General features: G+C 68.9%; 16 protein-coding genes and 2 pseudogenes. 10 read left to right on the forward strand and 8 right to left on the reverse strand.

From position 1 onward, the window contains the following. Positions 1-87: 87 nt before the first annotated feature. Entirely contained in the window at positions 88-291 is a 204-nt protein-coding gene (locus OHT77_RS01200; protein WP_328826006.1) for a cold-shock protein, read from the reverse strand. Between the two features lie 508 nt (positions 292-799). Beyond that, positions 800-1,225 (reverse strand): hypothetical protein, encoded by a 426-nt coding sequence (locus OHT77_RS01205; protein WP_328826008.1) that lies wholly within the window; start codon positions 1,223-1,225, stop codon positions 800-802. Between the two features lie 439 nt (positions 1,226-1,664). On the opposite strand from OHT77_RS01205, the gene OHT77_RS01210 reads away from it, so the two are divergent. Next, entirely contained in the window at positions 1,665-3,023 is a 1,359-nt protein-coding gene (locus tag OHT77_RS01210; protein WP_328826009.1) for a WD40 repeat domain-containing protein, read from the forward strand. A 347-nt stretch (positions 3,024-3,370) separates the two neighbouring features. Here the strand turns inward: OHT77_RS01210 and OHT77_RS01215 are convergent, their stop codons facing one another. Beyond that, complete coding sequence (locus tag OHT77_RS01215) at positions 3,371-4,135, reverse strand: isocitrate lyase/PEP mutase family protein (protein WP_328826010.1); 765 nt, start codon at positions 4,133-4,135, stop codon at positions 3,371-3,373. A gap of 362 nt (positions 4,136-4,497) precedes the next feature. Between OHT77_RS01215 and OHT77_RS01220 the strand changes: the two genes are divergently transcribed. The 3 genes and pseudogenes from OHT77_RS01220 to OHT77_RS01230 form a co-directional block, all read left to right on the forward strand. Continuing rightward, a complete protein-coding gene (locus OHT77_RS01220; protein ID WP_328826011.1) occupies positions 4,498-5,550 on the forward strand; it encodes a sigma-70 family RNA polymerase sigma factor in 1,053 nt (350 codons plus the stop codon). Further along, positions 5,547-5,831 (forward strand): hypothetical protein, encoded by a 285-nt coding sequence (locus tag OHT77_RS01225; protein WP_328826012.1) that lies wholly within the window; start codon positions 5,547-5,549, stop codon positions 5,829-5,831. Before OHT77_RS01220 ends, OHT77_RS01225 begins: the two co-directional genes overlap by 4 nt. A gap of 191 nt (positions 5,832-6,022) precedes the next feature. Beyond that, positions 6,023-6,361: pseudogene (locus OHT77_RS01230) on the forward strand (transposase); the annotation flags it as partial. A 1-nt stretch (position 6,362) separates the two neighbouring features. Here the strand turns inward: OHT77_RS01230 and OHT77_RS01235 are convergent. Next, a complete protein-coding gene (locus OHT77_RS01235; protein WP_328826013.1) occupies positions 6,363-6,794 on the reverse strand; it encodes a DUF5959 family protein in 432 nt (143 codons plus the stop codon). Positions 6,795-7,143: 349 nt separating this feature from the next. Between OHT77_RS01235 and OHT77_RS01240 the strand changes: the two genes are divergently transcribed. Next, a complete protein-coding gene (locus OHT77_RS01240; RefSeq protein WP_328826014.1) occupies positions 7,144-7,875 on the forward strand; it encodes an SDR family NAD(P)-dependent oxidoreductase in 732 nt (243 codons plus the stop codon). After that, positions 7,872-9,338, forward strand: coding sequence for an MFS transporter (locus tag OHT77_RS01245; protein WP_328826015.1), 1,467 nt, complete (start codon positions 7,872-7,874; stop codon positions 9,336-9,338). The genes OHT77_RS01240 and OHT77_RS01245 overlap by 4 nt, the downstream gene beginning before the upstream one ends. 210 nt (positions 9,339-9,548) lie before the next feature. On the opposite strand, the gene OHT77_RS01250 is transcribed toward OHT77_RS01245, so the two are convergent. Further along, positions 9,549-10,634, reverse strand: a complete 1,086-nt coding sequence (locus OHT77_RS01250) for an Lrp/AsnC family transcriptional regulator (protein WP_328826016.1) — start codon at positions 10,632-10,634, stop codon at positions 9,549-9,551. A 373-nt stretch (positions 10,635-11,007) separates the two neighbouring features. Between OHT77_RS01250 and OHT77_RS01255 the strand changes: the two genes are divergently transcribed. After that, a complete protein-coding gene (locus tag OHT77_RS01255) occupies positions 11,008-11,808 on the forward strand; it encodes an alpha/beta hydrolase (protein ID WP_328826017.1) in 801 nt (266 codons plus the stop codon). A 931-nt stretch (positions 11,809-12,739) separates the two neighbouring features. Here OHT77_RS01255 and OHT77_RS01260 read toward each other — a convergent pair. Next, the gene (locus OHT77_RS01260) at positions 12,740-13,696 is read right to left on the reverse strand and encodes an SDR family NAD(P)-dependent oxidoreductase (protein ID WP_328826018.1); all 957 of its coding nucleotides are present in this window, start codon (positions 13,694-13,696) and stop codon (positions 12,740-12,742) included. 109 nt (positions 13,697-13,805) lie between these two features. Between OHT77_RS01260 and OHT77_RS01265 the strand changes: the two genes are divergently transcribed. Further along, on the forward strand, positions 13,806-14,471 hold the full coding sequence (locus OHT77_RS01265) for a TetR/AcrR family transcriptional regulator (protein ID WP_328834114.1): 666 nt from the start codon (positions 13,806-13,808) through the stop codon (positions 14,469-14,471). Between the two features lie 1,020 nt (positions 14,472-15,491). On the opposite strand, the gene OHT77_RS01270 is transcribed toward OHT77_RS01265, so the two are convergent. Both OHT77_RS01270 and OHT77_RS01275 read right to left on the reverse strand, forming a co-directional pair. Continuing rightward, positions 15,492-16,055, reverse strand: coding sequence for a DinB family protein (locus OHT77_RS01270; protein WP_328826019.1), 564 nt, complete (start codon positions 16,053-16,055; stop codon positions 15,492-15,494). Between the two features lie 104 nt (positions 16,056-16,159). Beyond that, positions 16,160-16,327 (reverse strand): annotated as a pseudogene (locus OHT77_RS01275) (GNAT family N-acetyltransferase); the annotation flags it as partial. Between OHT77_RS01275 and OHT77_RS01280 the strand changes: the two are divergent. Both OHT77_RS01280 and OHT77_RS01285 read left to right on the forward strand, forming a co-directional pair. Then, positions 16,275-16,904 carry an NADAR family protein gene (locus OHT77_RS01280; protein WP_328826020.1) on the forward strand — a complete coding sequence of 210 codons (630 nt, stop codon included), beginning with the start codon at positions 16,275-16,277 and terminating at the stop codon, positions 16,902-16,904. The pseudogene OHT77_RS01275 and the gene OHT77_RS01280 sit on opposite strands and share 53 nt — an antisense overlap. A 206-nt stretch (positions 16,905-17,110) precedes the next feature. After that, the gene (locus OHT77_RS01285) at positions 17,111-17,587 is read left to right on the forward strand and encodes a hypothetical protein (protein ID WP_328826021.1); all 477 of its coding nucleotides are present in this window, start codon (positions 17,111-17,113) and stop codon (positions 17,585-17,587) included. The last annotated feature ends 113 nt before the right edge of the window (positions 17,588-17,700 follow it).

The following is a 17,700-nucleotide window of genomic DNA, read 5'->3' on the forward strand; positions in this document are numbered from 1 at the left end:
CACCTGCTGCCCGATCTCACGGACGATCACTGGGACAGGATCGACGCGACCGTGACCGCCCTGGACCTACGGGCCCATGACGAGAGGTCAGGCAGGCGTGATGTTCTCCGCCTGCGGGCCCTTCTGGCCCTGGGTGATGTCGAAGGTCACCTTCTGACCTTCCTGGAGCTCACGGAAGCCGGAGGCGTTGATGTTGGAGTAGTGCGCGAAGACGTCCGGGCCGCCGCCCTCTTGCTCGATGAAGCCGAAACCCTTTTCGGCGTTGAACCACTTCACGGTCCCGCTGGCCATATCGGTGCCCTCTCAGTCGCTGTCGGGTGCCGCACCGCGCGGCCCCGGAGATGATCGCCCTGGTCCAGCCACCGCACAGCAAAACGCCCGCGCAACAGCGCGGGCAGGTACTGCGAACCACGACATCTGACAGCGACGCTACACGGAGAAACCGGCACCCACCAGAGCTCAGCAGCCACATACGGCACGGCGCCCGTCACCGCATCCGGGACCTCCGCACCAGCTCGGCGCGCGACGCTCAATGAGGCCGCGTCGACATGCTGTTGCTCACCCTCGGAGTGGACTCACCTCCTGGCCGGGATTGCGCGTTCTGGTCTGCGATGCCGTGAACTGCTGCGCAAGCGGAGCGACCTCACCAGGGCAACGTGACGGCATCGTTCCTGGACTCCGCCGGATACGGAGACTCCCGTGCCAGCAGGACCCCTGTCCTGGGATCCGCAAGGTCCATGGTGAGGAGGTCCGTGCACCCGGGAGGAGGTGCACGGACCTGAGGAGCCGACTCAGTACTTCAGAAGGCGCGGCTGGTGTTCCAATTGGCCTGGCTGCTCGGGTTGTTGATGTCGAAGGTGTAGCCCGACAGGCGCCGGTCCGGACCGAGGGTCCCGGTGTACCGGCCCAGCGCACCGTTCGACCATGCGATGACGAAGTAGATGCCGGTGCCGTCGACCCGGCCGCTTCGAATCGTCCCGGGGTTGCCGCAGCACGACGCGCTTCCGTACAGCGTCCCCGCAGAGTCCTGGGACACGTTCATCGTGACCACGGGGCCGTTGCTCTGGTACAGCTTCCAGGTTCCGCCGACGTAGAACCCCGGTGCCGCAGCGGGTGCCGCCTGCACCGCGGTGTGCTGCGGGGCGGCGCTGACGGCCGGCGCGAGCGCCACGCCTGCCACGGTCAGTGACGCGAGGAGGGCGGTGGTTGCGATCTTGGTGCGCATGGATGTCCTTTCCTGATGCGCTGAATGCAGTCGGCTGTCCGCAGCTCGTTCGAAGTCGCGGGAGGCCGCGAAAGGTCGCGAAAGGCCTAGCCGAAGGGGCCAGTTGCTGACCCCGCTTCCCACGATGAGGCCGTCTGCCAGCGAGTTTACGAAGCCGTACGGAATCTGACGGACGCGGACGAATCCTTACGCGGGTGCCTGAAGTGCTCCTCACAGGAACCGGATGTCGTTACCCTCGAAGTGCCGCAGCGTAGTTGCGTCATTACGGGTGGGGGCCGCCATGACGATGTTCGACCCGCCGTTACCGTCCGCCGGAAGCGGCGACGAACTCCTCGCACTGCGGCTTCGGTTGCAGGATCTCCATCGCCGGGCAGGAAAGCCGAGCTATCGCCAACTCGCCACGAGAATCCAGGCGTTGAGCCACACCACGGTGCATATCGTGATCCGTTGCGAGCGGTTGCCCCGGTGGGGAAATCTGGAGCTGGTGGTGGAGGCACTGGCAGGGGACGTCGAAGAGTTCCGTCGGCTGTGGCTGACGGCGGAGGCGGCGGCTTCGACCACCGTCGGACCGGCCACCGCGGCTAAGGCCGCCATCGACGCGCGTCCCGGGCACGTCGCCATCACCGGCCAGTCCCCGGAGCCCCTCAAGTCTCCCGCCACTCCCCCGGCATCGCCGTCGCGTCCCCGGCGCCAGGTGCTCATCTCGTTGTCGGCCGTGCTCGCGGCGGCAACCACCGGCGTCGCTGTCACCGCGTGGCTGGACAACAGTCCCGAGCAACCGGCAGGGCGGCACCCCTCGCCGTCGAAGTCCGGGCAGCACACGGTGCCTTTGAACGACACCCTGACCGGCGAGCCGCTGGGAGGCCCGCTGTCCGACGACGACCACGGTGCCGTATGGACTGTCAAGACGGGCACTCTTGGCGGCCAGACCGTCGTCGTCACGGGTCGTCAGGACGGTGTTCTGCAGGTGTGGGACCTGGCCACGGGCGCCGTCCGCGGCGGGCCGCTCGCCGGCCACACCAAGGCCGTCTACTCCGTGTCCGTGGGCAGCCTGAACGGCCGGGCCACCGCCGTGTCCGGCAGCGTGGACGGCACGCTACGACTCTGGGACCTCACCGCCGGGCGACCCGCCGGCCGGCAGCTCGGCGGGGCGCAGCCGTCCGGCTCCATCAACGGTGTGGCGCTCGGCACCTTGGCCGGCCGGACGGTGGCGGTGTCGGCCGGCGACGACGGCACCGTACGACTGTGGGACCTGACCGTCGCAGACCCCTCCGGCAGGCCGCTCGGCGAACGGCTGAGTACCGCGGTCAAAGCGGTCGCCGTCGGCGACATGGACGGCCGAACCATAGCCGTGACCGGTGGCGACGACCACGCCGTACGCCTGTGGGACCTGAGCGCGGACCACCCGGTGGCCCGCACGCTCGGGGACCACGACGGCACGATCTGGAGTCTGGCCCTCGGCACCTCGGACCACCGGCCGTTCGCGCTCTCCGCGGGGGACGACGGCACGACCCGCGTGTGGAACCTGACCGTGCCTGAGCCGGTCGGCCGGACACTCGGTCCGCAGCTGGACACCGCGGTCAAAGCGGTCGCGGTGGCCAAGCTCGGGTCCCGGTCGGTCGCCTTCTCCGGCGGGGACGACGGCGTCCTCCGCGGCTGGGACCTCGCCACCGGTCACCCGTACGAAACCCGCACAGCGCCCTCCGGCATCGAGGCCCTGACCACTCACGCCGTGGGCGACCGCCTCACCGTGCTCGCCGGGCTGTGGAGCGGCGCCACATGGAAGTGGACCCTCTGAGCCGTCAGCCGCGTGTGGCTGGGCCAGTCCTGGGTTCCTCATTCGCTGGCTATCCGTCCTGGCGGCGGGGTAGTTGGGGATGCTCGGGGCGGACGGACCGTCGTTCGCCGGTCGTCGCAGGCGCGGACGATTCAGCGGTACGCGATGCAGCAAGCTCGGATGATTGAGCTGAGCCAGCCGGTTGGCCGAACGCCAACCGTGCCGCCTGGCTTGTGCTCTGCCCGCTAGCGACGCTCGTCCCGTCGTACGTCGCGGAGTTCGGCCCGCTGAAGGAGCTCGCGTTTCCGGCGAGCACGCTCATTGAGCCTGTGGTGGCCCTGCTCGCGTGCTACTGGGGATCTCTCCGATCACGCCAGCAGGCCAGGCAGGGCCTCAGCCTCGAACCACGAATAGACGTGCCGCTGCAGGCTCGGCCCGAACGTCACCCGCGCCACGCCCAGACTGGCCAGTTCTGCGAGTGTCAGCGGCGACTGTACGCCGCGCGCGACATTGACCGGTCCGTCGATCGCCTGCACGAGCTTCTCGATGGTCGCCGGCTCACCCGTCCCCAGCGGGTAGACGCAGTCGGCGCCGGCATCCAGATAGCGGTTTCCGCGCTCGACGGAGGCGGCGAGCTGCTCCGCAGGAGTTCCGACGCGACGCAGGAAGGCGTCGGTCCGAGCATTGATCACCAAGTCCAGTCCGGCAGCAACGGCGGCCCCCCGCACGCCGCGGAGGAACTCGACCTGCTCCGAGGTCTCGACGATGACGCCCGTGGCCGGGTCCGAGTCCTCGATGTTGAGTCCAACCGCTCCAGTGGCTGCGAGTCGCTCGACCAGTTCCTCCGGCGGAAGGCGGTAGCCGCGTTCGAAGTCGACGGTCACGGGCACACTCACCGCTCGGGCCATTCCAGCTGCCGTCGCCAACATTGCCTCGACGGGGGCTGCCTCTCCGTCCTCCCAGCCGAGGCAGGCCGATACGGCAGCACTGCTTGTTGCCACGGCGGGGAAGCCGGCCCGCTCGATGATCTTGGCCGACGCTGCGTCCCATCCGTTGGGGGCCACCAGGGGCCGCCCGGGCACGTGCAGCGCCCTGAACGCCTCGGCCTTGTTCCCGTTCGCTTCCGCGTTCATGACGTACTCCCAGACTCCGTGGTGCTTGTGCACCTGCCAGCGTTCCTCTGTCCGTGAGACGTGCGCGGCAGCTTCGACTCATCGGTGCAGGCTGAGCGACGAGCTCGCGCCGCCGGCACGGGCAGGCACGAACTGAAAGGCGATCACGCCACCCACACCGGTCTTCCTGCGATGCCGCGTGCCCACCACGCTGAGACTCTGTCGTGCGTGGTCAGGGCCGCGTAGCCGTCGTCGGCCGACGACGACCTGACTCCGATGCGGTGCAGGATGTTCGCCGTTGCTGTGGCCTCTGCCCCAGTACGCCGGGGTGCGCGGTTCCTTGCGTCGCTGGAAGCGACGGGCTGCCTGAGGCATGAGCACCGATGAGTCAGGAGGTCGGCAAGCGTCATACCGACGTGGATGAATCACTGCTGAAGAAGGCGCGCGCGGAGGGCCAGTCGGCCTTCGAACGACTGGCCGAACCCCATCGCCGCGAGCTCAACGTGCACTGCTATCGGATGCTCGGCTCGATCGAGGACGCCGAGGACGCGGTGCAGGAGACGTACCTGCGGGCTTGGGCACGGCTGGACAGTTTCGCCGGCCGGGCGTCGTTCCGGGCCTGGCTGTACGGCATCGCAACGAACGCGTGCCTGGACATGCTCCGCCGCCGCAAGGCCCGGTCCTGGCCCACCGACGTCGTGGCGGCCGCCGAACCGGGGAGCGAGCCGTCGCCGCGGGTCGACATTCCGTGGCTGCAGCCCTACCCCGACAGTCTGCTGGCGGTCCCGGCGCCCTCGGACGGCGAGCCGGAGGTCGCGGTGGCCGCCAAGGAGACGATCGAGTTGGCGTTCCTGGCAGCCATCCAGCGGCTCCCGGCGCGCCAGCGGGCCGTGCTCATCCTGCGCGACGTGCTCGACTGGTCCGCGAAGGACACCGCACGCACGCTGGAGACATCCACAGCGGCGGTCAACAGCGCCCTCCAACGTGCTCACGCCGGGCTCGCCGCCCACGTACCGCCGGATCGCGAGGAGTGGCCGACCCGCGATCGTGCGACCGCCGCCGCGGACGAGAAAGTCCTGCTCCAGCAACTCATGGAGGCATGGGAGCGGGCCGACACAACCGCGCTGGTCACGCTGCTGCGTGAGGACGCACGGCTGGTCATGCCGCCGCGCCCCACCTGGTACGACGGCCGCGACGCCATCGAGACCTTCCTCCGCATGCACGTCTTCCAGGGCCTCCGCGGGGACTGGCGGCTGGTGCCGACCTCGGCCAACCGTCAGCCCGCGTTCGCGCTCTACTGGCGTGCGCCGGACGACACCGAGCTCCGTCGGTTCGCGATCGGCGTGCTCACCGTCGACGATGCGGCGATCATCGAGCTGGCGATCTTCGTCGATACCCCGCTCTTCGACCGCTTCGCTCTCCCGGCGACGCTGTGACGTACGACGGCGAGCCAGTTTCGTTCATCGGTCGCAGGACCCCACCAGGCCACCGAGTCCGGACCGTCGTCATACGGGCCGGGGATGCCCTCGACTACGTCTCCGAGGAGTGGACCGACGCCCTCGTAGTGGTCGAGGAGGGACTCCTCGAAGTCGAGTGCAGTAGCGGTGCCCGCGCGCGGTTCGGATCCGGTGCAGTCCTCACCTTCGCGGGCGTACAGCCGCGGCGCCTCCTCAACCCCGGCGCGACCTCGTTGGTCCTGAGCGCGCTGACCAGGTGACCCTGGCTCTCGAGGAGTCCGAGGGCCCGCTTGTCACACGGCTGAGTTGGAACCCCTAACGAAATGATCTTCGAGGTGGTTGGACTACTCCGGGACCGTTGCTCCGGGGGTGGTGCGGGTGGCTCGGCCGCAGCCTTGGCATGTCGATGACGAGTTGTGGACGGTGATCGAGCCGCTCCGGCCGAAGGTGGAACCGCAACGACGTCACCCAGCTGATCCCGCTCCTCCAAGCCGTGCCGTCGGCACGAGGCAGGCGCGGACGACCTCGACGCCGGCCGGACGTGGTGCTGGGTGACCGCGGCTACGACCACGAAAAGTACCGCCGCCTCGTCTGGAGCCTCGGCGTGAAACCACCGATCGCCCGCCGTGGCACCGAGCACGGCTCCGGTCTCGGCACTCAACGCTGGGTCGCCGAGCGCGTTTTTGCACACCTGCACTGGTTCCGCCGCCTGCGGATCCGCTGGGAGATTCGCGACGACATCGAAGCCTTCCTCGTTCTCGGATGCGCACTCATCTGCTGGCGGCGGTTGCTCAGCTCGCTGACAACAGCGGAACCCAGTGCGCCATCACCCGGTGCGAACGCTGCTGGTGAGCTGCGATCCAGTCGTCCGGCGGGACGAGCGGCACTCTCACCGTGACCATGGACCCCGACTCGTCCTCCACCACCACCTCCGGACAGTCACGCTCGCCACTGAGCTGGATCCAGAAGGAAGGCCCCCTACCCCACTCCATCCAGGCGACGTCCTCGCCGGCGTCCAGCCTGTTCAGCGCGTCCGCCCAGCTCGTCAGATCCGAAGTGGACAGCACCAAATCGATACGGCCGGACACGAAGGGCGTCCGGACCACGATCTCGGCGGCAAGCCCGGCACTCCACCTGGGATCACGCCCCAGAACGTTGACAGTGACGCTGTTCCCCTCGTCATCGGCGAGGGAGATGAGCTCCCTCGGAACGATGTCGCCCATAGCTGCCCCTTAATCGGCGAGTACCGAGAGATCGTCGCCCTGTCACGAGTGCGTCCGCCACTCCATTTCGTTAGGAGCTCTCACTCCCCGAGGCGACGCGAGCGCTGCTTCACCACGCCGACCAGGTCGGCGACCGAGATGAAGGCGAAGGCCGCGCTGAACTGCACCGTCGGCCCGAGCAGCCATCGCGCCGCCATCCGCATACACGTCGGCCGACGTCGCACGACGCGCGCGGAGCCCGTCCTCGAACTCGCGGTCATCCGATGAGTGCGGAAGCCCGGGCACGTCACACAGAGGACCGGACGCTGCCCGCCCGAGTCGCACATCACTACGAGAGGACGCCGTCATCGTGACGCGCATCGAAGGCACCACGGTATTGATCACCGGCGCGAGCCGAGGCATCGGACGCGCGCTCGTCGACGAGGCGCTGGCGCGGGGCGCAGCCACTGTCTACGCCGGGACGCGTACGCCGCTCGACCACCCCGACTCCCGTGTCCAGCCGGTCACAATCGACGTCACCAACAGCGAGCAGATCACGGCAGCCGTCAACGGGATCGGGTCCCTCGACCTCTTGATCAACAACGCGGGCATCGCCGGGTACGACGACCTCAGCGACCCCGCCGTCATCGCCGAGCACCTGGCGGTCAACCTCTTCGGCACCCTCGCCGTCACGCGGGCGTTCACCCCGCTGCTGGCCCGTAGCAACGGAGCCATCGTCAACAACTTGTCCGTCAACGCGTTCGCTCCGCTGCCGCTGATCGCGTCCTACTCCGTCTCAAAGGCGGCTGCGTTCTCCGCGACCCAGTCCCTGCGCACACTCCTGTCTGCGCAGGGGGTGAGCGTCCATGCCGTTCTCACGGGCATCGTCGACACGGACATGTCCCGGGGCGTCGAGATCCCTAAGGACACCCCTGCTGCCGTAGCGGCGGCCATCCTCGACGGCGTCGAGAAGGGTGAGCAGGACATCTTCCCCGACGCCATGTCCCGGCCGATGGCTGACAGTTGGCGCACCGGCGCAGGCAAGGCACTGGAGGTCCAGTACGCCGCACTGACCGCCGACACGCTGGCCGGTGCCCGATGACGCTCAGGCCCGCGACCACCGCCGCTCACCGACCCACACCCCTGGGACTGGTGCTCGCGCTCACTGTTGCCGGCGCGCTGGTGGTGGCGCTCGACCAGCTTGTGGTCGCCACCGCCCTGCCGACCCTGCAACGCGATCTCGACGCGTCGATGTCCAGCCTTGAGTGGACCGTCAGCGCCTTCAGCCTCAGCCTCGCGGCGCTGATGGTCCCGGCCGCCGAGCTGGGCGACCGGCTCGGTCGCCGACGGACCTACCTGCTCGGCCTGGTCGTCTTCGCATTCGCCTCCGCCGCCTGCGCCCTCGCCCCGAACATCGGCCTGCTCATCGGCGCCCGGGTCGTCCAGGGCGCCGGCGGGGCAATGATCATGCCCGCGGCGCTCGCCCTGCTCACCGCCGCCGCCCCGCCGCACAGGCGCGGCGCGGTGATGGGCGTGTACGCCGCCTTCATGGGCCTCGCCGTGGCCGGCGGACCGCTGGTGGGCGGCGCCGTCACCGAAGGGCTCGCCTGGCAGTGGATCTTCTGGATCAACGTCCCGGTGATCGCCCTGGTGCTGCCACTGGCCGCGACCAGGCTCACCGAGATGAAGGGCAGCCCGGTGCGCCCCGACGTGCTGGGACTTCTGCTCGTGGCGACCTCGACCTTCGGGATCGTGTGGGCGCTCGTACGCTCAGGGGCAGCCGGATGGGAAAGCGGCGAGGTACTCGGCACCTTGATCGGCGGCATCGTCCTGCTGGCCGGTTTCGTCGCGTGGGAGCTGCGGACGGAGCACCCGATGCTGCCGATGCGACTCTTCACGGTGCGCGAGTTCGCGGCCGGCAACGCCTCCGCACTGATGCTCACCGCGTCGCTGATGAGCACGGTGTTCTTCCTGGCGCAGTATCTGCAGGTGGCCCAGGGCTACTCGCCACTCGGGACAGGCGTCCGCTTCCTCCCCTTCACCTTGCCGCTGTTCTTCGTCGCGCCGATCGCCGGGCGGTTGCAGGACCGGATCGGGTCGCGCTGGCTCATCTCCACGGGTCTGACACTGCAGGGCGCCGGGTTGCTGTGGCTCGCGGTCGAGGCCCACCAACATGACGGCTACGCCTCCTCGATCGCTGCCCTCGTTGTCGCAGGTGTCGGTACGACGATGGCCATGCCCGCCCAGCAGAGCTCGGTGATGACCTCGGTGCCACCGGAGTCGATGGGCAAGGCGGCCGGCACCTTCAGCGCCGTCCGGCAGCTCGGCGGCGCGCTCGGCATCGCCATCCTCGCGGCCGTCTTCGCGGCGCACGGCACCGACCAGTCACCGCAGGATTTCGCCGACGGGTTCTCCGCCGCGATGGTCGCGGCTGCCGTCCTGGCGATCCTCGGTGCCGCCGCCGGGCTCCTCGCACCGAGCCGCCGGGCAACGCCACCGCCAGCCCCCACGGCTGCCCCGGCCGGTGCAGGTACGTCGGCCAGCAGAGGAGTCAGCACCGGCTAAACCCGAAAAGCCGGGGCAGCGTGTCCAGAGAGCACGGGCCACTACTCGCGCTGCGCGGCCGAGCGCGCCGCCGACCTGCTGCGGCCGGGTCCGGCAGCGCCGACGGGGCCCCTCACGGCAGCGCTGCTGTGCGCGCGGGTAACTGCCGAGCTGGGAGTGACGAGTGTCGCTACGTCCTTCCCGGGTCGCGCGGGTCGCGTGCCCCGCCTGCTACCCCTTCCCCTCCCCCACGCGGGCCGGCGGCCGACGCCGTGTGGCGGTGGCTCGGGCGGGGGGCTCGCCGCCCAGGGGCGGTGTACGTTTCGCGGCGCGGCTCACGATCGCGGTCTCCACCTGGGTGATTCCGAGCCCGGACAGGTCGCGGGAGAGGAAGCCGTAGAGCGCGGTCAGATCGGGGAAGTATGCGGCGGCGTGCAGGTTCGAGGGGCCGGAGGTCGCGAACGCGCCGTGGACGGCGGGGTGGTCGGCCAGGGCCTGTCCGGCGGCGGCCAGGTGGTCGGGGGCCACGTGCAGCAGCAGCTTGGCCTCGATGGGCAGCCCGAGGCGGCGAGGGTCGACCAGGACTTGCGTCACCAGCCGCCCCTGCGCGGTCAGTTGGGCAACGCGCCGACGCACTGTCGACTCCGGGTGACCCGTGCGGGCGGCCAGCGCGGCGGCGGGGAGCCGGGCGTCGGGGGTGAGCGCGTCGATGAGGGACTGTTCCACGGGGTCGGTGTCGACACCGTACGGTCCCGGGGAGCCGGCGGATGGCCGCACCCGCTCTGGTGCCGGCTCCGCCTGCGGATCGGTTCGGGACAGAGCGGTGCGCTCAGCGGGGGTCAGGACGGTGTGCCGCCACTCGGAGGTGAGCCGGAAGACGTGCAGGATGGTGGCGCTGTCCAGGGAGGTGACCGCCTGTGTGGAGGGCAACTGGCGGAACACCAGCGGGTCGCGCGAGCCGGGCTCGGTCCGGGCCACCGCGAAGATCTCGTCGCCGGCGGTGGTGACGTCGATGAACGGGATGTCCTCCCGTGCCGCGAGCGCGGCCACGATCGTGTCGAGCTTTCCCCGCAGCACCCGGATTCGCAGGAACAGGGCGCCGGCCGAGCCGCCGTTGCGCGGCCGCGCGACCGGGGAGACCACCACCCGCACGGCGCCGTCCGCCGTGAGTGCGTGCAGGCGCCGGCGGACCGTGGCAGCGCCGATGCCGAGCACCTGCGCCGCCCGCTCGGCAGTCAGTCGCCCGTCGCACTGCAGGGCGGCCACCAGCCGCTGATCGGTGAGGCTGAGGACGGAATCCGCCGGAACGTTGGCCATGAAGGCGAGTTTCGCTCATACCGGCGTCGGATGCGGCCTCCTGCGCCGGGACCGGGACCAGCATGAAGTGCACGCGATGAACTCCGTTCCCCTGATGCCCGACGGGCTCCCGAGCAACGGAGTGAGACGCCGATGATCATCGATCCGCGCAACTGGTTCCCCTTCTGATCCGCCTACGGCCGAAGGTCGCCGGGTCGCCGGATCGCCGCCCGCGACCCGGCGCCCCCCGAACCCGAACCCAGAACGAGAGGTTCCCGTGTCCCCCGTCCTCCCGCGCGAAAAAGTACGGTTCACCAGCGGTGACACGACGTGCGCCGCTTGGCACTACCCAGGCACCAACGGCGGCTGCGTGGTCATGGCAGGCGGAACCGCCGTGACGAAGGAGCCCGCCTCGGACCTCTTCGCCCGGCGCTTCAACGACGCCGGCTTCGCCGTCCTGGCCTTCGACCACCGCCGCTTCGGGGAGAGCGGCGGCACCCCGCGCCAGGTCGTCCGCTTCGCCGAGCAGCGCGCCGACTGGCAGGCCGCGATCGACTTCGCGCGCGAGCTGCCCGACGTCGACCCAGCAGGGGTCTCCCTGTGGAGTTTCTCCCTCGGATCCGGCCACATCCTTCAGGTGGCGGCGGAGAACACGGGTCTGGCGTCGGTGATCGCGCAGTCGCCGGTCGTCGACGGCCGCGCCCTCGCACCCAACGCGCTGCGGGCCATGACGCCCCTCGCCGTGCTGCGGCTCATGGGTCTGGCGGTCGCGGACGTGCTCGGCGGTCTCGTAGGACGGCGTCCGCTGCTGATCCCCGCGGCCGGCGTACGCGGTGACGTCGCCGCGCTCACCACCCCCGACGCGATGGACGCTGGCCGCGCCCTGGACCCCGGCCAGCGTCACTCGGGCTGGGACCAGACGGTCGCGGCGCGGATTGCGCTCCACCTGGGCCGGTACCGGCCCGGCCTGCACGCCTCGCGGATCCGGTGTCCCCTGCTCATGGTGGTCTGCGACCAAGATCGGAGCACGCTCCCCGGCCCTGCTCTGCGAGCCGCCGCAGCGGCTCCCGACGCGGAGGTGCTGCACGTCGAGGGCCGGCATTACGCCCCGTTCCTTGCGGCACACGAGGAGGTCGTCGAGGCGGAGATCGCCTTCCTGCGCAAACATCTGGACGGGCACAGCCGCTCCGCCTAGAGGTTCGCGAGGAGGCTCGGCTCGGGCGGATCACAGCCGACAGACCTCGGCCTACAGCACGCCCCGGCCGAAACGAGCCGAACAATGGCGCAGCGTCCAGCGCAGCACGTAGGGCCTCGCGCATGTCATGATCCGGGGCGACGCGGCGGCCTCCGCCGAGCCGATACCGGTCGCGGTCCCCGCCTGGTCCGCGGTGGTGTCCGCCACGCGGCGAACAAAATGCCGGCCGCGCCGATCACTGCCTGGAGAGCCACTACGCCGGCCGACAAGCAGATCGCGGTACAGGCGGCCAGGATGCACACGAGCGCGATCAAATCGACTGTGCGGTGATCGGGCTCTTCGGGGAACTCTCGGGCGGTATCCGAAACAACAGAGTTCTCTTCTGATGGGTCAACCTGCGAGGGCACCGCCGTTCCTTCCCGATCAGGAAGGACGGGCCGCGAGGAACTGGGCCCCGGAAAAGCAACAGGCCGCTTTACGCCGCATGTCTCCTGGGGTTAATTCCCCGGCTTCCATCCCTCACGGATGAAGCCCGCCCCCCAAAAACATGCAACCAAGCGGCTACACACGACAAACCTAATTCGGGAACCGACACTGTGTCAACTCCCTTCCGGGAATGCCCTTAACGCCACCTCCCCCAGCACTCCCGGCGGCCGGCCCGGCTGCACCGAGCACCACTTCGCCCCACCATCCACCCGGGGCGCCACCTCCACCAGCCGCACCCGCCCTCCGACAACCCTTGCTGCAGCCGAGAATGAAACCCCACGCTCCAACCGGGCCCTTCGACGCACCATCACCCGGCAGTCGGGGTCACGTGCCCCGCCCTGAGGCGGCACCTGCCGGCCGCCGTCGCGGGGCGGCGAGGAGGACCCTTCGCGCTATCTGCGCCTGGACGCACCCGGCCTGCACGGCGACGGGCCGGCGTGCCCTATCAGCGCGGGCTCATCGTGATGTCCGATCCGGGCGGAAACGAGTCGTGCATGGACTGAACAGGGGGGAATTTCACCCCGGTGAGGTCTTCGGAGACGGTCCACAGCCGCTGTTGGACGGCTGCCTCGTACGACTCCGGGCTGGAGGTGACCAGCCGGGGGTGACCCTTTATCTCGTTACGTCCGCCGGGGCCGTAGTACTGGCCGCCGAGCGCTGCGGGGTCGGTGGCGGCGCGCAGGGTCGGCAGCGCCCCCATCGACGGCGTCTGGGTGATCAGCGGCGCGAGCCAGGTGAGCGGAAGGCGGAGGGCCGCGGGGGTATTGCGGGCGAGCTCTGTGTTGGACATGCCAGGGTGTGCGGCCAACGCGACGGTGGTGCCGTGTGCGGCGAGTCGGCGCTGCAGCTCGTACGTGAACATCAGGTTGGCCAGCTTGGACTGACCATAGGCGGCGGTCCGGCTGTACGACCGCTCCCACTGCAGGTCGTCGAAATGGATCGCGGCACGGATGCGGTGGCCAGTGCTGCTGACCGTCACCACGCGCGATCTGGGTACCGGCAGCATTAGATCCAGCAGCAGCCCGGTGAGCGCGAAGTGGCCGAGGTGGTTGGTGCCGAACTGCATCTCGAAGCCGTCCCTGGTGTTCTGCTTCGGGGTGTACATCACGCCGGCGTTGTTGATCAGCAGGTCGATTCGGTCGAGCCGGGAGCGCAGCTCCGCCGCCGCGGTCCTGACGGAGTCGAGTGAGGTCAGGTCCAACGCCTGCACGGTCACGTCGCCGGTCATGCCGGCCGCGGCCTGCTCGCCCTTCTCGACGTTGCGCACGGCGAGCACCACGGACGCCCCGTGCTCGGCGAGCGCTTTGGCGGTCTCGTACCCCAAGCCGGTGTTGGCTCCGGTCACCACGGCCACCCGTCCGCGCTGGTCCGGAATATTCGCCGTCGTCCACTTCTCACTCATGACAGGCTCCCAACTAACTAACGTACCGAAGGTATCTTGTGTCAGCGACATTAAAGTACCCCCAGTACGTTGTCAACGTACCGGCGGTACTTAAGTTAAGATGGCGATCGTGACTTTCCAGCGGGCGCGAACCGAAGAGCAGCGGGAGATCCGCCGACGGGCGATCCTCGACATGGCGTCGGCGATGCTCGACGAGATGCCGGTGGCCGAGATCACCCTCAACGAGCTCAGCCGCCGCGTAGGACTGGCGAAGCCGAACGTGCTGCGCTACTTCGAGTCCCGCGAGGCGGTGCTGCTGGAACTGCTGGACCGCCTCCTGCAGGAGTGGCTGACGGAACTGGCAGGCGAGTTGGCTGCCGGCGTCGACGAAAATCTACCCATGGCCGAGCGGGCGGCTGCCGTGGCGGAGACCCTCAGCCGCTCACTCTCCGGCCGAGTGGTGCTGTGCGACCTCATCGGCGCGCAGAGCAGCGTCCTGGAACGCAACGTCTCGGTCGAGGTCGTCGCACGCTACAAGCGCGCCTCCCTGGGGCACTTGACCACCATGACCGCCCTGCTTCTGAAGTACCTGCCGGAGCTGGGCGAGAACGCGACACTGTTCAGCCTGCAGGCCATACTCATGGCCGGTGCCCTGCCCGCGTACAGCACACCCCCACCCAGCCTGCAGGCGGCCTACCAGGCCGAGCCCGAACTGGCCCGCTTCCACCTCGAGTTGAAGGACTATCTGGAGCTGGCCCTGACCGCGACACTCCTGGGCGTGCTGCCCCGCCGCTGACCTGCATCGCACTGGACATGCAGCGGTTCCAGGACTTCCACCAGCGGCGGTTCGGCGTCCTCTGACCCAAGTCGTACTGCACGTTCTTCCCTGTTGAATCTTCGTGTTGCAGCGGTACGTGTGGCGAGCAAAGAGGGACGTGTGAGCAAGTCCTGGCAAGTGCACTGGGTGTCGAGACTGCACGCCGCAGCGGCGACCGATCACCCTGTCCTGAGGGAGTAGGCCGACCTCGACGTACGGGAGGAGGCCGCCCGGATCGACCCGGGGGACGTGTTTTTCACGGACCCTGACTACCAGGTGGACCCGCGGCTGACGCTGTACACGACGCGTTCGGCGTTCACGCATCTGGCCAGGGAGACGTGTCGGAACTGCGCCGGGGACTGCTGTCTGTTCTTCAACTTCCTGTGGCAGCGGGACATGAACTCGTGCAGCGACTACGCCCACAGCCCGTTCGGGGAACAGGGGGTGCCCTGCCGGGGCGTCGTTCCTGCTCTGCACGACCCTGCTCTGCACGGCCTGCCCGAACGCCGTGATCACCCCGCGTCACCCGCCGTGGCCGGCCTATCTGCTGCACGTGCTCAGGGAGCTGCGGTCGGTGCTTTCGCCGGAGGTGTGGGACCAGGACTGGCGCGAACCCTCCGCGTGGCTGCGGGACCTGCGCAAGGCCCCGACTTCAGACACGGGAAGGACGGGTCCCCGACAGCGAACGCAAGCTGCGGGCCGAACGGAAGAAAATCAAGGAGCGACTGGCCGAGCTGATCGAGGAGAACAGGCGACAGCAGGCCGAGATCGAGACATTCACCCACGTGGTGAACGTCCTCACCATTGAGAACCACCAGCTCCGCGACCAGTCGGGGCATGGACGAGCCCCAGTGGTGGCCTTGCGCCCGGACCTCGAGCCCGGCTCGTAGTCGCCCCGCCCCGCCCCGTCTCGTCCTGGCGCTGCGCGGTCAGGACGAGACCGCAGGACCTGTCGGGCTGTTGCTCCGGTGCTCTCTGTCCTGTCTCACCGAAGGAAGGTCATACTCGGCGCGGTACGGCTTCGTCCTGCCAGTGGTAGAGGTCGCGCAGCAGGGAGATCTCGGCGCCGTGATGGATCAGCTCCCTGTTGACGTGCAGGACCCTGTTCTCTATGGGAAACCGTTCGGGACCCATCGCGGGCGGATTGTCCAGGTCGGCGTCCGAGAGTTCGCGGACCCCCGCGTTCCATCTCCCATACATGTCATCGAGCTGTTTCAGCGCCTCGTCGGCGGTCCCCGCATAGGCGAACGCCTCGGCGTCGAAGTCCTGGCCGTCGAAGTACCATTCGACCCGATAGGCCAGGCACGAGACGATGATGTGCGCCAGCCGCCAGGCAATCGTGGTCACCGGCGCCGGCTCCGGGGCAGGGGACGCGAAGTCCATCGTCCACTTCCCTGAACCCGCCGACATCGGTGCGGCCGACGTGCCACGTGGGCGGATACTCCAGCAGCCGCGCACCGGCTCCCAGAAGTACTCCTCATCGGTAAGACCGTCCAGGCGCGGCCGCAGGTTCTTGCGCCAGTACCAGTCCAACTGCTCCGCGAGCCGCTCGCTTCTTGTCATTGCCGCACCCTACAGACGACGGGGATCTTGCTACGACCCTCACGGATACCGTCGCCCACCGTACCTAGCGGTCATCAAACTTCGACGACGCTGACCAGCCTTCCGACGACGAAACTCCCGGACCACCGCTCGGGCACCACGGGCATCTCGCGCTCAAGCTCGTCACGCGGCCGAGGGCCGCCGAGATAGGTGCGCGCCGCTGGCGACGCCAGAAACTCGATGGACGCCGCACGGTCTCGGGCCTCGGGCTCACGAAGCGCCAGCCACCTCATCAGCAGGCTCGGCACGTTCGCCCTCGCATACTTCGAGGAGCGGGCCCGCTGGACGGCCGAGATAGCCACACGCGTCCCCGCGGACGGACCGGTGGCCTCGCACGCCCCCGCCGTCCAGCTCTACCACTCGTTCCCGACGGGGCCGGTTGACGATCCCGGCACGCTCGGTCTGCGACACGACTACCCCGCCCCGATCACGGTCGACGGATCCAACTACCCCTCCGTCGCCCACGCTTACTGGGCCCTGTCGGTCACAGATCCGCAGACCCGGCTCGCGATCGCGGCAGCAGAGACCGCCGCCACAGCACGCGCGCTCGCGACCGAGGCACCTCGCCGCGAGGGCTGGGAACACGCTCGAACCGCCGTCATGACACGCCTGCTGAACGCCAAGTACGACCAGCACCCTGAACTGGCTGAGATCCTGCTGGCTACGGGCGACGCCACCGTCATCTACGACGACATGAACTCAGCCTTCTGGGGCGACAACGCCGGCCGAGGCCGCAACTGGTCCGGACGCATCCTCGAACTCGTCCGCTCCGAACTGCAAGCACAACGAGCAGGGATTTTCAGGATGTGAGGCCGCCGGGTTTGCAACTGTCCCGCCTCAGAGGAAAACCGTCCGCTCCACCACCCAGCACGACGTCGGCAGAATACTAACCACCGGCGAGGCGTATCCCCGCTCCGCGCAACAAAATATGGACACCAAGCCTCGACACGCATCATGGACTGGCAGCTGGGGACCTCTGAACACTGTTGCGCCTCGCACCAGGCAGAATGTGCGGCATGGTCAACGAGGGGAACGGCGGCTTCACGCTGCCGCGGGGGGCGACAGGTTTCCACCGGCCGAAGGACGGCCCTCTTCCCGAGACTGACCTGTCGGCGTTCCGCGCCGCTCTGTATGCCGCTGCCCGCGTCGCTGAAGGCGAAGTAGGTGAGGTGGAGAAACGGGCGTACCCCCGGAGCTTCCACACCGCAACGGTCGTCGGACGCGAAGGCGAGAACACTGTCCTGTGCCACGCTCACCACACCTGGGTCGCCTTCGCCAAGGCACGGCGGGACTGGTACGGAGAGGGCTTCCTCGCGCCGCCGCCATGGGCTCACGTCTTCAGCGACGCAGGCTTCACAGTCCTGAGCGGCGAACAACTCGCCACACCGCTCTCCGACGTGGACACCTCAGTGCTCACGCAGGGCGAGTGGCGTGAGGTCCGCTTTCACGGCATCACCACATTGGGCGGGGTCCTCTTCAACGCGTGGGACTGACATACCGGCAGAAAGTGCCACTGGTCGCTGACCGCTAGCTCACAAGCTAAGGGTGTCCGGTGACTGCTGGCAGACAGCCGGGCTCAAACTGCGCCGTGGTCTGCTGCGTTGGC

This window comes from Streptomyces sp. NBC_00252, assembly GCF_036187565.1.
Lineage (GTDB): Bacteria > Actinomycetota > Actinomycetes > Streptomycetales > Streptomycetaceae > Streptomyces.